Origin of the sequence: Lysinibacillus sp. KCTC 33748 (genome assembly GCF_002237755.1) — a bacterium.
Lineage (GTDB): Bacteria > Bacillota > Bacilli > Bacillales_A > Planococcaceae > Lysinibacillus.
Window position 1 is genome coordinate 23,327 of the sequence record NZ_MWSJ01000015.1, and the last position, 14,915, is coordinate 38,241.

Annotated in this window: 13 protein-coding genes and 1 pseudogene; 10 read left to right on the forward strand and 4 right to left on the reverse strand. The window is 34.2% G+C overall.

Going from position 1 to position 14,915, the window contains the following annotated elements; translation table 11 throughout:
• The first annotated feature begins 166 nt into the window (after nt 1-166).
• The 3 genes from B1B04_RS16845 (at nt 167) to B1B04_RS16855 (ending at nt 2,891) form a co-directional block, all read left to right on the forward strand.
• Nucleotides 167-619 carry a hypothetical protein gene (locus tag B1B04_RS16845; RefSeq protein WP_079562572.1) on the forward strand — a complete coding sequence of 151 codons (453 nt, stop codon included), beginning with the start codon at nt 167-169 and terminating at the stop codon, nt 617-619.
• A 235-nt stretch (nt 620-854) separates the two neighbouring features.
• Nucleotides 855-1,415 (forward strand): histidine phosphatase family protein, encoded by a 561-nt coding sequence (locus tag B1B04_RS16850; protein ID WP_079562637.1) that lies wholly within the window; start codon nt 855-857, stop codon nt 1,413-1,415.
• A 570-nt stretch (nt 1,416-1,985) separates the two neighbouring features.
• Nucleotides 1,986-2,891: a cation diffusion facilitator family transporter gene (locus B1B04_RS16855; protein WP_079562573.1), complete on the forward strand. Its 906-nt coding sequence runs from the start codon at nt 1,986-1,988 to the stop codon at nt 2,889-2,891.
• A gap of 254 nt (nt 2,892-3,145) precedes the next feature.
• Here the strand turns inward: B1B04_RS16855 and B1B04_RS16860 are convergent, their stop codons facing one another.
• The gene (locus B1B04_RS16860) at nt 3,146-3,622 is read right to left on the reverse strand and encodes a MarR family winged helix-turn-helix transcriptional regulator (RefSeq protein WP_079562574.1); all 477 of its coding nucleotides are present in this window, start codon (nt 3,620-3,622) and stop codon (nt 3,146-3,148) included.
• Nucleotides 3,623-3,825: 203 nt separating this feature from the next.
• Here B1B04_RS16860 and B1B04_RS16865 point away from each other — a divergent pair, with 203 nt between their 5' ends.
• The 4 genes from B1B04_RS16865 (at nt 3,826) to B1B04_RS16880 (ending at nt 7,903) form a co-directional block, all read left to right on the forward strand.
• On the forward strand, nt 3,826-5,046 hold the full coding sequence (locus B1B04_RS16865) for a MalY/PatB family protein (protein ID WP_079562575.1): 1,221 nt from the start codon (nt 3,826-3,828) through the stop codon (nt 5,044-5,046).
• On the forward strand, nt 5,046-6,182 hold the full coding sequence (locus B1B04_RS16870; RefSeq protein ID WP_079562576.1) for a M20 metallopeptidase family protein: 1,137 nt from the start codon (nt 5,046-5,048) through the stop codon (nt 6,180-6,182). The genes B1B04_RS16865 and B1B04_RS16870 overlap by 1 nt, the downstream gene beginning before the upstream one ends.
• 169 nt (nt 6,183-6,351) lie before the next feature.
• Nucleotides 6,352-6,558, forward strand: a complete 207-nt coding sequence (locus B1B04_RS16875) for a DUF3311 domain-containing protein (RefSeq protein WP_079562577.1) — start codon at nt 6,352-6,354, stop codon at nt 6,556-6,558.
• A 7-nt stretch (nt 6,559-6,565) separates the two neighbouring features.
• A complete protein-coding gene (locus tag B1B04_RS16880; RefSeq protein ID WP_170939007.1) occupies nt 6,566-7,903 on the forward strand; it encodes a sodium:solute symporter family protein in 1,338 nt (445 codons plus the stop codon).
• A 399-nt stretch (nt 7,904-8,302) separates the two neighbouring features.
• Here the strand turns inward: B1B04_RS16880 and B1B04_RS16885 are convergent, their stop codons facing one another.
• The 3 genes from B1B04_RS16885 to B1B04_RS16895 form a co-directional block, all read right to left on the reverse strand.
• Nucleotides 8,303-8,686 (reverse strand): hypothetical protein, encoded by a 384-nt coding sequence (locus tag B1B04_RS16885; protein ID WP_079562579.1) that lies wholly within the window; start codon nt 8,684-8,686, stop codon nt 8,303-8,305.
• A 1,737-nt stretch (nt 8,687-10,423) separates the two neighbouring features.
• The gene (locus B1B04_RS16890) at nt 10,424-11,086 is read right to left on the reverse strand and encodes a hypothetical protein (RefSeq protein WP_079562580.1); all 663 of its coding nucleotides are present in this window, start codon (nt 11,084-11,086) and stop codon (nt 10,424-10,426) included.
• Between the two features lie 718 nt (nt 11,087-11,804).
• On the reverse strand, nt 11,805-12,014 hold the full coding sequence (locus tag B1B04_RS16895) for an RNA polymerase subunit sigma (protein WP_079562581.1): 210 nt from the start codon (nt 12,012-12,014) through the stop codon (nt 11,805-11,807).
• Between the two features lie 311 nt (nt 12,015-12,325).
• Between B1B04_RS16895 and B1B04_RS16900 the strand changes: the two genes are divergently transcribed.
• From B1B04_RS16900 to B1B04_RS16910, 3 genes and pseudogenes are all read left to right on the forward strand, one after another.
• A complete protein-coding gene (locus B1B04_RS16900) occupies nt 12,326-12,898 on the forward strand; it encodes a TetR/AcrR family transcriptional regulator (protein ID WP_079562582.1) in 573 nt (190 codons plus the stop codon).
• Nucleotides 12,899-13,105: 207 nt separating this feature from the next.
• Nucleotides 13,106-14,399: pseudogene (locus B1B04_RS16905) on the forward strand (DHA2 family efflux MFS transporter permease subunit).
• 120 nt (nt 14,400-14,519) lie between these two features.
• Nucleotides 14,520-14,795: a hypothetical protein gene (locus B1B04_RS16910; protein ID WP_079562583.1), complete on the forward strand. Its 276-nt coding sequence runs from the start codon at nt 14,520-14,522 to the stop codon at nt 14,793-14,795.
• The last annotated feature ends 120 nt before the right edge of the window (nt 14,796-14,915 follow it).

Below are 14,915 nucleotides of genomic sequence, written 5' to 3' on the forward strand. Positions count from 1 at the left end.
TCTTGTTATACAAGAACTCAGCCGTTTCTATGTTCACAATTAGAAAGAACACCCACAAAGAATGTAGCAAGTGTTGTAGAAAGAAATTTTACCTTTATTACATAATACGGAAAATGTTTTGTAACGTAGTTTAAACGAGCTCGTCGAATGGTAAGGAGGGATGTGCATGAAGACATATTTTTTATATGTAGTAGCTCTTTTAGGACTTACTTTTATAATGGGATGTTCAAATGGATTGTCGGGAGAAAAGCCTCCTAAATCCTTTATAGAGATTGAAAATAAAAAATTTGAAACTACACTCGGTACTTATTGTTGGCAAAATGGATGTGTTGATACTGCTGGACCAATTGAACTTTTAGAAGGCCAAAAGCCCATAAAAGTTCAATCAGGTGAAACTATAACGCTTGTAATGGACTATAAAATAAAACCGAATGAATTTCATGTTGCACAAATAAGTGGTAACAAGGAAACTGATGTCGTGGTCAAAGACAATCGTTTTACTGCACCTACACAACGTGGCGTATATTATTATTCTTATGGCGTTTGGTGGATGGATGAAAAGCAGGCGAATGTATCTAATGGCGACGCTTTCTATGCCTTTGTTTTAGAAGTAGAATAGCTATTACATTATAAAGCGCCGTATGGATCAGCTACAGGTGAAAAAGTTGTGAATATGAATGGGGGAAGCGATGATCTCGAAGCGGTGTTATGGTTAATACCTGAAGAACTATTAAGCCACCCCCATTTAAAGGAAAGCATTAAACTTGGCATGCGTTGATTCAAATTCATTTGTCATCACTGCTTTAAATTAATCATAGAAGTAAAGTAGTTATACATAAATGGAAGGCTTTGTAATGAAAAAAAGGATATATATTGTAAGACATTGTGAAGCACAGGGGCAACCACCAGAGTCACAACTTACGGAAAAAGGATTGATACAAGCAAACTATTTATCTGAATTTTTCTCAAATAGAGAAATTGATCGAATTATTTCAAGTCCTTTTTTACGTGCAATTCAGTCAGTAGCACCGATTCGTGAGGAAACAAACATAGACATAGAGATTGATGAACGTTTATCAGAACGTACACTAAGTACTACGGATTTACCTGATTGGTTTGAAAAACTTAAAGCAACATTCAATGATTTGGAGCTGAAATTTCAAGGTGGAGAGTCAAGTAAAGAAGCTATGAGCCGAATAGTAACAGTTGTAGATGAAATTTTTAAAAGTGAAGCTGAAAACACAATAATCGTTACTCATGGAAATTTAATGTCTCTTCTGCTAATGCATTATGATAACAGCTTTGATTTTGATTGCTGGAACAGCCTTAGTAACCCTGATGTGTTTTTATTATATTACACAAACAATGAAGTAAATATAGAACGTTTATGGCAAGAAGAACTAATAGAAAAATAGTAAATTTAGGAATGTCTCCACTCACCAAAGTTTAAAACAAAAAAGCAGATTTATTCTACCCGTTTTGTAGAGTAAATCTGCCTTTTAGTTTTAGCCGCAATGACCTTTGGGAAAGACTGTTTTCTCAAATCTTCAACTAAGCATCCGGGCTATACGTTTATATAGCTAGCAAAAGTGAAAATAGTGTAATTCTTAATTTTGTCATACTCTATTTTGTACTAACGATGATTTCTTGGGTATTTCGAAAAGTGGAACAGAAAATAAAAGCGGTTCGAAAGCTATAGTTACTATGATAGAAGAATAGGAGCCGATGCAAAAGGTGAACGACTTTAAAGGTTCATCTAGCTAGGGTAAAATGTCTATTTTCGTGAAGATTAATCTTGGTCTAAGGCAACTTATTTTTACGCTCGAATTTTATTTAGTAATGGTGAAAAAGATTGCTGTAGACCCACTCGATATTCGTCTGATATCATAGTTGAGTATTAATTGGAGGAAGAAGAGTAAAGAGTATTTGAGAATAATTCTTCCCACATTTTTTATGGATAAAACTCTTACTCGGAGGAGATATAAATGGTTAGTGAGAGAGAACAAATTAGCAAAAAGGTTGCATGGATTGCACTTATATCCAACGTAATTCTTATGGTAGGTAAAATCTTCTTTGGTCTTTTTGGGGGAAGTGAGGCCGTTTTTGCAGATGGTATTCACTCTGGAGCAGATGTAGTTGCTTCGATTGCTGTGCTAGCGGTGGTTGGTATTTCTAATAAACCACCTGATAAGGATCATCCCTTTGGGCATGGTAAGGCGGAGGTTATTAGTGAAGCAATCGTTGGAATTATTTTAATATTAGTTTCACTATATATTTTAGTAGAAGCGATTTTAGCATTTTTTGATAAACCTAGCGTACCACAATACAGTGCATTGATTGCAGCTATTATTTCTTACATAGCGAAAGAAATACTATATAGATACTCTATAAAACAGGGGAAAAAGTGGAATAGTAAGGCGATTATAGCGATTGCGTTAGATCATAAAGGTGATATTGTTGCTTCACTTGCTGCATCTATTGGTGTCCTCTTAGCGATAATAGGAAATGCCATTGGATGGACATTTTTGTTATACGCTGATGCTATTGCCAGTGCTTTAGTAGCTTATTTTATTTTTAGAATCGCAATGGAATTAGTTAAACCTTCTGTTGACGTTTTAATGGAAAAAAGTGTAGATCAGGAACTTTTAGACGATTATGAAGCTACTATTCATGAATTTAATCAAGTGCAACGAATAGACAAAATTCGTGCAAGAGAACACGGTCACTATAAGCTTCTCGATATTCGTCTATCCCTTAATCATGATTTAACAATTAAACAAGGTCATGATATTGCTCGTGACATAAAAAATGCGATATTAAAAAAATACCCCGATGTCGGGGAAGTCCTTATCCATGTAAATCCATACTATATGGAACCTAATCAAGAGTAGTGCTACCGAGTTGCACAACTTGAACTGGTGGCGCTACTATCTATGCAGCTATTGCTTGTTTTATAGCTTAAATAAATGTTGCGTCCATATGATAAAAACAAGAAGCCTTCGAGTAAAAGGCTTCTTGTTTTTTCTTTGCTTATCGACCAAGAGGCTATAGAACTGTTCCATGTATCACAAAAAAGAGTGTCTTCAAAGTTCAACTTTGAAACACTCTTTTTTGTGATATCCAATATAAGGTGGAAGGGAAATCATTACACCGTTGATTTTTTGTCATTAAGCACGCTTTGTGTCCTACGATTGATAACATTTAAGAGTGTAATATACTTTTCGAAATCTTCAGCTGTAAACTGCTCGAGGTTCTTCAGATAATTTCGATACTCCTCTAGATCTAGCTTCTTATGATAGTCATAAACTAATTTGCCTTTTGGTGTTAATTCAATATTCAATTCTCGATAATTGTCCGGGTTTCTATATTTAACGACTAAATCCTTTTTAATTAATTTATCAACCATTTGAGAAACGGCACTTTTAGTACAATTTTTAATTTCCGCAATTTCGGAAGTAGTAGTTTTTACTTGATCCCCAATTACGTTGAGTGTATGAACCTCAATCATATACAATTCATCATCTATTCCATATTTCCTCGGAATACTTTCATATGAATTAATTACCCTAGACGTCTCATAAATCGTTTCCATTAGTTCATAAAAAATCTCTTCTTTATCCACAATGTATCCTCCTCTCCAGAATTAGAGGCAAATATAATTTTATTTTACCATCTGTTTCGAATCTATATATTTTTTAAAAAATTCTGAAATCTATCATTGACCATTTTACAGTTAAGGTGTTAAACTGAGAAAAATTTAATCTAAACGATTTTAAAACTGAGATTAAATAGAAAATTTGAACACAATCAAGAGGAGGGGAAGAGTTGAAATATAATTTTGATGAAGTGGTTAATCGTCGAAATACGTATTCTTTAAAGTGGGATGGCGAAGATTTCATTAAAACAATGGGTTATACAGAAAGGTATGACTATGAGACCATTCCACTATTTACAGCTGATATGGATTTGCCTGTACCGCAACCCTTGATCGATGCTCTTCATAAAACGGTGGATCATCGTATTTTTGGATATTCTACTTTTCCAGAGGCGTACTATGAATCCATTCAGCATTGGTTTATTAAGAGACATGATTGGACTATCAAAAGAGAAGAGATTGTATATAGCCCTGGAACTGTCCATGCTTTGAATATAGCTGTAAAAGCATTAACTAAGCCTGGTGATGGAATTATCATACAACGACCTGTTTATCCGCCATTTACTACTACGATCGAAGAAAATGGAAGAGTCGTTCGAAATAATGCGTTGAAATGTGACGCTGAAGGTTATTACACAATTGATTTTGAGGATTTTGAAGCAAAAGCAAAAGAAGAAAATACTACAATGTTCATTCTCTGTAGTCCTCACAACCCTACTGGAAGGATTTTAACATATGAGGAACTAAACAGGCTTTCAACTATTTGTGCGGAAAATAATGTGATTATTATAGCTGATGAAATTCATGGGGATCTCATTAGAAAAAGCAAAAAATTTTTACCAATCGCAAAAGTTGCTAAGGGTACGAACCATATCATCACATGTACAGCCATTAACAAAACATTTAATGTTGCTGGTCTGCACTGTACAAATGTAATTATTTCAAACCCCGAAATTAGAAAAAAATTTAGCGACACAATGGGGACGCAGTTACCATCACCGTTTACAATTGCAGCGCTTATAGCTGTTTACAACGAAGGAGAAGAATGGTTAGAGCAACTAATAGATTATATTGACGAAACAATAGTGTATGTGAAAAATTTCTTAGCTAAAAAAATGCCTACAGTCAAAGTGAGGATCCCTGAAGGTACATATGTAATGTGGATGGATTTTAGTGGGTATGATCTTTCAGCTCAAGAAGTTCATGATCGTATTTATAACAAAGCCAATGTCATCCTTGAAGATGGCCACTTCTTTGGAATAGAAGGTGAAGACTTCCAAAGAATTTGTATCCCTTCGCCAAGATCCCTTATACAAGAAGCACTCGAAAGAATCGCAATAGAATTTCAAGATGTCGAAACTAAAAATCATTTGGAAGAGGTGTATAGATAATGAAAATGATCGAATTGGAGCTTGATGCATGTAAAGCTGCAAAAGAAATAGAGGGTTATGTAATCGAGATAAGAAGAGATCTCCATAGACACCCTGAAATTGGATTACATGAAGTACGGACAATGAAAGTGGTGACAGACGAATTAATTAAATTGGGCGTTGATTACGAAATCGTTTCTGATGGAGGGATTATTGGTTATATCGAAGGGAATCAACCAGGAAAAACGTTAATTCTTAGAGCAGATCTAGATGCATTGCCGATGAAAGAAGAGGAAAATAACTTAAAAAAGAAAAAAGTAGTATTTTCTGAGACTGATCAAGCTGCTCATACTTGTGGCCATGATGGTCATACAGCAATGCTTTTAGGTGCAGCAAAAATCTTGACTCAAAACAAAGATAAAATTAAAGGAAGAGTACTTCTCGCTTTTGAACAAGGGGAAGAAATGGGCGGAGGAATTTATAATCTCTGTAAACGATTACACGAAATCGGAGGAGACGGAATTTGGGGAATCCACTTAAAATCTGATCTTCCGACTGGGAAAATATCTATTGACCAGGGCCCAAGAATGGCCGCTTCTTTTGTTTTCAATGTCTTAATAAAAGGAAAAAGCGGACATGGTTCAAGACCAGATTTATCAGTTGCTCCTTTAGATTGCTTTACCGATTTTTATAACAATTTAAAAGCGATGCGGTTAAATACTTTAGATCCCTTTAAAACCATTACCTATTCAATTGGAACGATTATTTCAGGTTCCGCAGCAAATATTATTCCAGAAAGTTTACAGTTTTCAGGAACAGTCAGGTATTTAGATGTTGATCAAGGTGCCCATGCAGCAAAAGAATTTAAGAGAATTCTAGAAAAAGTATGTGACCTGCATAATTGCACCTATGAATTTATTATAGAGCCTAAAGAATCGGACTTAATCGTCTACAATCAAAAAGAATGTGCACAGATTGCGATCGATGCAGTGAAAAAGGCAATTGGTACAGATACATTACATTCAATTCCCGCTTGGATGGCATCAGAATCATTTGCGTTTTATGAAAAGTACTTCCCAGGTGTGTTTGCATTCATTGGAATAGAAAACCTTGAAGAAGGGATAGGGGCTGAAACCATAATGGTTTCTTTGACTTAGATGAAGATGCTTTAAAACTAGGTGTGGCGGCAACAGTACAATATACAATCGATTTTCTAAATTACAAAAACCAATTTGAATTTACTCCTGATAAAAGAGATATAAAGAGTCTATTTATTGATAATGGATTCCAACAATTAATAAATGAATAAAAAAGGAGATAGGAATAATGACACGAAAAAAGCTCTGTTATTTGCTCACGTTCATTGCATATTTTGGGATGCCTTTAGGAATTCCCTTTATTAAAAGTACCGAGCCATATATTTTGGGTCTCCCATTTTTATTATTTTGGATGGTTTTATGGATCTTTTTAGGAACTGGTTTAATGATTTTAGTTCATCGTATAAATCCTGATGCAAAAGAGGAGGTGGAATAATATGATCATTTCAGTTGGAATCATTGCCATCTTCTTAGTGATTGCTTTATTTTTAGGTATTGCGGCAAGTAGAGGTAAAGATATGAGCCTTGAACAATGGAGTGTTGGAGGCCGTGGATTTGGATCTATCTTCATTTTCTTATTAATGGCTGGAGAAATTTATACTACAAATGCATTTTTAGGAGTAAGTGGTTGGATGTATGGAAAAGGTGGCGTAGCATTTTACAATATCGCGATGCTGAACTATGTAATTGCTTACTGGTTAACACCTAAAATATGGGCTTATGGAAAGAAACATAATTTATTATCTCAATCTGACTTTTTTGAACAGGCATATAACAGTAGAATTCTCGGCACACTCGTAGCCATTGTAGGGTTAGTAGCATTAATTCCTTATTTAATCATTCAATTAAAAGGGCTTGGCATTATTGTTTCCGAAGCTTCCTATGGAGCGATTGATCCGAAAATAACAATTTGGATTGGCACAATTGCAATGATTGCATATGTTATGGTTTCAGGAATTCATGGCTCGGCTTGGACAGCTGTAATAAAAGATTTTCTTATTCTTGGTGTTGTGATATTCCTAGGTATCTACTTACCTATACATTATTATGGTGGGATTCAACCAATGTGGGAAGCAATCGAAGCTGTTAAACCAGGGTTTTTAACACTTCCAGACTCAGGTTTTAGTGCCTCATGGTATATTTCAACGATCATGTTAACATCGTTAGGGTTTTATATGTGGCCGCATACATTTGTTGCTACTTTTTCAGCGAAAAGTGGAAATGCCTTAAGAAATAATGCGATTATGCTTCCTATCTATGCATTATTTTTATTATTTATCTTATTTGTTGGAGCAGCAGGGTTATTAACTGCCATTGTACCAGGTTCATTGATTTTGATGTCTGCAGCTACATTGCTTGCGAAAAATGTCGTAAAACCTATTCGACCTCAAACTACCGATCAACAAATTGGTATCATTGCTCGTTATTCCGTTCCAGTAATTGCACTTGTAGCACTATACTTCACTTTTAGTGGTGGCGGAGCAATTACGTTATTATTCTTAATGGGGTATGGACTAGTTACTCAATTTGTACCAGGGGTTGTATGTAGCCTTTTGAAGAAAAATCCATTAACTTTACAAGGTGTCTTTGCTGGGATTATCGTAGGTGTTACGATTGTGGGTTGGCAAGCAGCTACAGGTGCTCATTTAAGTAAGCTGTTTCCAAGCTGGCCATCCTATATACAAGATATCAACATTGGTTTCCTTGCACTGAGTGTTAATATTTTAGTAAGTATAACTGTTAGCGCATTTACAAGGAAAGTAACTGTTCAAAATGTATAACTACACATAAGTAAACTACTAAAATCAATGGTCTACCATGAAAATCGGGGACTTTCCAATACTAGATTATTTCGACATCACATATAATCAAGGGAATGTAGTTATTGTAATGTTTTAGTAAGTAAGAAACATTCAGTAGCCTTATTGAAAAGCTGCTTTCATACAGCGTGGAGCCAATATAAATAGCACTTTTTTTCTCCCCGCAGGAAAGGTGCCAACCATAAAAGGTCGTAAAAGTTCAATCATATTTATGCTCGCTCTTTGTTAACGGATATCTATCGCTAAAATGATTCGAAAAGGCACTGCAAAAATAGCAACAATCTTTGAGAAATGCTATTTCGTATGGATTGTTGCTATATAGATATCCAAATAGCCTTGATCAAGTTTTTTAGAAGTAATTTATTTTTGTTCTTGATAATTAATGGCCTCTTTAAATTCTTCGGTAGTGTAGATATTATAAAACATATTTCTACTATTTACGTTTGCTATTGTCCCTGTAAATGTATTGTCTATCCATAAATAGTATTCATCATCGTTTAGTTTGATCTTATATTGCGGGACTACATTGTTATCTACTTCACCAAACTCTCTAGCCTTTTTAAACGTTTTCTCTATAATTTTAATATCCTTTGCATCGGATATTAACTGTAATGTGTCGGGTTTTTCTTCTTCGAAATTAATTAATTCTTGAATTTCTATCGTTTTTGATTTTTCTTCATTACTGTTACAAGCCACTAACCACATAGTACAAATAAATAAAAACAAAATTGTTTTTAACTTCACCTTACCTTCACCTCTTATATACTATTTCTTCGCCATAATCGTTGAATTAATATATTCCCTTATAAGCACTTCTTCACATTGTAAGAAAACACCTGCTTTATCCGACAATTTAAAATTCTACTTATCTAAAATCAGGGAGCAACAACCTATAGTAAAAGAGCTATTAAATAGTTCTTCTAGATTTTATTTAGTTTCTTCATCAAATACTTCATTCAAAATAATCTTATCAACATTTTTTGCTTTCATTTTTGATGTAATTGATGGAAAGTAGCAGTTAACTTAATTGCTTATTGATGTATCTGTATGTATATACGTATGCATTATTGTATTGTTTAAAGGCTGCCAAGATACTTTGAAAAAGCAAGTATCCGTGAGAAACAGTGTTTGAAACAAGTGGTTATGGTGTTATGTAGTTAGAGACTACTTTTTGTAAATATCAAAAAAGAGTATAAAAGCGAATTTTTTCATATTAAAATTCCAAAAACATTCGTGTTATTGCTATAAAAGTGCGATTTGTCCATCGGCTGGATACTTTTTAGATGAAATAAAACACGAATATTAAATTTGAAAATTATTTAACGTAATTAAAAAATGCCATAAGTGATGTAACGTGAAGCGGGTGGGTGGAAGGTCTGTCTTTTTTATCACATTTTTAAAAATATCATGCAAATCGTGCGGATCTAATGATTTTGTTTTATATTCAGGAAACTAGTTCTGATGGATCTGAACTTGAACTGATCTTAAAGTTGCTTGATCAGTTACTAGAAGCGGGATAATGTGTGGGTGAAGAGACAATATCCAAATAAGTTCAGAACGGCTCAGACGTAGGGATGCAGCTGTACCTATATGCTGACCCATAGAGAATGGATGTCTTTTGGGGGCATTCAAAATCGTCTGTTCATTCAGCAGTATAGTAGGATAAGATCAGGCGCTCCTAAAAAGTGAGTACCTGGTCTTTTTGTGTTTAATTTATCTAGCTTGTTCTTTTTCAAAATTGCTACGAACCTTAATGAAGGGGTAATGATAAGCCGACCAATAACCATCTTCGTAGATTAAAGCGCACAGATGTAATTGCGTTGGAAATAACCAATCTTTAGTTCTATTAAGACGTAAAATTAAATTGGAATTTAAGGGGTAAACCATTTTGAAATTTAGCCAACGATAAAAGTATAAATCGCCCTAAAGCGGACAATTTAATAGTTATTGGAGGAAAGTACATTGGCAAAAGAAAAGCTAAAGAAAGAATTAGAAGTACCTGAAGAAAAAGAGCAAAAGAAAGAACAAAATGAAAATAAAGAAAAGCAGTAAAAAATGAATGCTATCATAAGCTTCAGATCGTGGCAAATAACAAAAAAGCCATAACGCGGTCGTTATAGCTTTACGTATTGTTTACACTATAAATTATTTTGTTCTAATGTCAGTTTATTTAGCTATGAAGGATAGCAGAGTGCATTAACAACTTGGGGCGATACATGCAACAGATTGCTATCCCAAAACAAGTGTATGTACTTGTATTTAAAAACATTACAACCGTGGAAATGTAAGAAATGAAATTCGAGCTTTTTCTTAAAATTAGGCTGTTTTCGTATAGATTGTTGCTTATACGAATTTGATAAATGTCGAATATAATGCGGGTTCAAGGAAGCGTTTGATATTGTAGAGATATGTTTATGAAGTGGCTATGGAAATAAAGAATGCAGACCAAAAAACTTTATTTAAGACACTAGAACAAGGTCTCTATCTAAAAGATGTGATTAAAACGTCGAAGTGCAGATATAAAAGAATTAACGGCTGAACTATCATACCAATACCGATCATCATCAACGTCTTATTATTCTCTCTTAAATCACCCGATTCTTTTTTCATCGCTTTGTAATATTTTGTCGTCATAAACACGCCGCACATCAATAAAAAGGCGCCAACAATAGACGAAACGTTGTACGCTCCTAAGTCTTTACTAGTTTGGAAAGCCGCTACTGCATTAAAATATATAAAGGCTGCAAGCAAATAAGGGGCTCTTTCTTTCCTAAGTAATTTTCTACTTTTCTTTTTCGCCACTTTATACCGATGTATCAGATCTTCTTGCGGCACATACTGTGTAACAAAGGCTTCCGCTTGTTTTGCATATTTTTTTTGAACCTTGACCGTATAAAAAAGCTCGTATACTTCAGACGACGGCTTTAAAAAGGTTTCGATATCTACTTCCAATGGGACATTACTTTTCTCTAAGTATTCGAGAATTGTCTGGACAGTATCTTCAAATGGAATGTTACTTGTCTCTAAGTGTTCGATCATTGCCTGGACGGTCTCTTCTGGCGGAACGTTCCCTTTTTCTCTGTGTTCAATAATTGCCTGGGCAGTATCTACTGAATGTCCAATCAATATTTTCTTTTTAAACATACTAAGCACCTCTTACGAAATAAGTTAAATAACGCTTAATTATACTATTTCATTCGACCTTTCTTGCAATCCAAAATATAACATACTCTTTTAAATATAGGCCCCTCGTTCGATTAACAACAATCATTAAGAAATTAGCCTAAAATTAAAAAGGCCACTTCCTAAAAAGAAAGTGACCAATACTAATTAAACACTCGCCATCTGGTTTTTCAATTTAAAAAAATCCTTATGAACAATGTTATACAAATTATAACCAATAGAATTAAAGTTATAATAATTGTGAGAAGTCCTCTAACGATAGCAGTTAAATTTTTTACATTCTTCAATCCATAATTGGCAAGAAAAAAAGTAATTATTGTTGCTACTAATAAAAATATTAGGGGATCTACGTGAAAGTAAGATTCAAAAAATAGTGTGAATTGAGTAGAGTTAATTGTGATAAAGAAAACTATTAGCCAGCATAATGACAGTAGGAATGACAATAAATTTAGATGTATAACTGTGGATTCCTCCTTTTAATATAAAGTGAATTGAAGAAGGAGAAGCGTATAATAATTATTGCGTCCATAAGGAACTGCTTTATCTTAACACTACTATTTATATGATTTAATAACTAAGGTTGGTTAGTTCATGGCCTTAAGAAATGAAAAAAGAGTGACAGTACTATAGCTCTTTATTCCAGTTATAAAGGCAAAGAAAAAAAGCAGAATAGAATAATCTATTCTGCCTCTGGTTTTTCGCTTTTTTCCATTTCCTCTTTCTTACTTCTAAGTAGCAATGCAATGAATAAAAAACTTGCTACCCAAAAGGAAAAGAAAAAATTCTCTAGTAAAGGCAAATTATTATTTTCGAAATAATCCCAAACCGATGTCAATAAAAACAGTGTTACAAAAAAAGCGATGTATAAACATTTTCCGAATTTAGTCATTTAAAGCACCTCGATATGTAATATAAATAAATTTTTACGTTTATAGGGGCAGTGGATGGATTGACCCACAAATGGGGAGGTCGTGACGGTCAACTAGCGCCACAACCTAAGTGCGTGCGAATACACTCAATACTAATGTGTACATATTAATGTTTTCTATACATAAAGAAGCCGCAACGTCGTCACACCCACAATGGAATGCTAAATACTCGATTTAATACAGTTATTACAAATCAAACCATTGACATTAAAAAAATTTTTTACTATTATTTAAAAATAGACCGGTCATTATAGAAAAAGGGAGGAGAACAATGAAAAAAAGTTCGACACGTGATCATTTGCTTGAAGTAGCTACAAGACTTTTTCATTTGCAAGGTTATCAGGCTACAGGTTTAAATCAAATTTTGAAAGAATCAGGGACACCAAAAGGTTCTCTTTATCACTATTTTCCTGATGGGAAAAATCAACTCGTTAAGGAAGTTGTTGAGTCGTCATCTCAACGTTTACTTGCTAACATTCAAATACACTTAAATTCTGATCCAAATCCAACAATCGCGGTGCAAAATTATTTGAATCATTTGAGTGAAAACTTTAAAAACCTAGACACCCCCGATATGTTAAATATGCCACCATTTGCATTGATTTCAATGGAGTCAGCTTTTGAGAACGAAGAAATTCGGGTAGTTTGTCAAGAAAATTACAGCAAGGTGCAACAGCACTATTATAATAAGTTTGTTGAATCAGGTATGGCTACAGATAAAGCAAAGATACTTGCAGTATCACTTAACGCAGCTATCATAGGTGTTTTAGTATTATCCATTACAGAGAAATCGAATGAACCTATTAAAATGCTTCAAAAAACAGTTCCAAGTTTCTTTTTATAAGAGCTTAGGACTTATTTTTTGAACTTAAAATATATAGACTGGTCTAATATTAGGATCGTTAATACGATTTATAATAAAATTATATAGACCGCCTTAAAAGGAGTAATTATGAATACAGAACAGCAACGAAACCCAAAACCAATGATTGCATTATTAATGATTGCAGCATTTGTTGGCCTTTTTGGAGAAACAGCCATGAATATGGCTATGACTGATGTGATGAGAGACTTCGGCATCAGTGCGCCGAGTGCACAATGGTTAACAACAGGTTATTTATTAGTATTGGGGATTTTAGTACCCATTTCTGCCCTTATTATTCAATGGATCTCAACACGTTGGATTATTATTATAGCAATTTCATTCTCCATTGTTGGTTCAATTATTGGGGCATTAGCACCAACATTTTCAATTTTATTACTATCACGTGTAATTCAAGCAGTTGGTACAGGATTAATTTTACCACTTATGATTAACGTTATTTTCATGGTTGTACCATTCGCAAAGCGCAGTGCAACAATGGGGATTATGGGAATGGTCATTACTTGCTCCAGCAACTGGGCCAACAATCGCTGGCATTATCGTCGATATATCTAGCTGGCATTATATTTTCTGGATAAGCATTGCCCTATATATCGTTATTTTCTTTACCTTTATGCCAAAAGTGTACAATGTCACAACACTAACAAAACCGAAAATCGATTTTTTATCTATCGTTCTTTCAACAATTGCATTTGGTAGTATTATCTATGGATTAAGTACTATTTCAGAAGATTCTACACTGGCAACAATCATTATAGTTGTAGGTATTGTAGCTCTTTTACTTTTCATATGGCGTCAACTTACAAGTAAGCATCCGATGATTGATTTACAAGTTTTCAAATATCGCAATTTCACTATTGGGTCAGTTTTAATATTTATTGTATTCTCATTACTTTTAGCAATTGCGATTCTTATGCCTTTGTATTTAAAAGGATCTTTATTACTTTCAGCGACGAATGCTGGGTTAGCGATGTTACTTGGAAACATATTGAACGCCGTCTTTGCTCCAATTGTTGGTAAAACTTTTGATCGTGTTGGTCCAAAATTTTACTTGCGTTTTGGGTTCTTATGCTTAGTTATTTCAACAAGTATATTATTCTTTGTCATTAGCGCCACAACACCACTTTGGTTAGTAATAGTTTCATGTATGATTTTCTACGTAGGTGTATCAACAACTATTATTCCAGCGCAAACAAACGCACTTAATGATTTACCCAAAAAATTGTATTCACACGGTTCCGCTGTCATAAACACACTTCAGCAGATTGCAGGTGCAGCAGGTACCGCATTAGCAATTACACTTATGACAACAAGACAACACAGCTATACAGTAGAGCATTCTACTGCAACCCCTGAAACACTAGTTGCAGTAGGCACTCAATTTGCATTTGGGGCTATAGTGATTGTGGCCGTAATCGGTCTACTATTAGCATTTTTTGTGAGACGCCCAGAAAATAACTGAACACATATAAAATAATAGAATCAAACGCTAGGATCATTGGTAAATCATTGATCCTGGCGTTTTTAGTTACCCTTAAATTTGAAAAACAGCGTTATGGTATTCTGATATACATACGAATAAATGACAACAAGAAGATCGCGGGTTATTGTAGGCGGTCATTCAGCTATCAATACTTTTTTATTATCTCTGGTTGAATTACAAAAAGAGAATCCTTCAGCGAAACTTGTTTGGATTATGCGTAAAAATTTTGTTGAAGAAGTATATGGTGGGGAAGAGAAAGATGCCTTGAAAGTATGCGGGGCGCTAGGTATACGTATTCATGAATTAGTAGATGCAGGTAAGATTGAAGTATTGAAACCATTTTATATGGCAACAGGTTTTGAACAAGTTTTATAGATATAAATTTTTCACCTAAATATTACATTGACAACGATAATCTTTACTGATATTCTTCTTGAGAATGATTATCATTATTGATTAAAGAGGGTATGTATTTCGAAAAGTAGTTGTGGCATG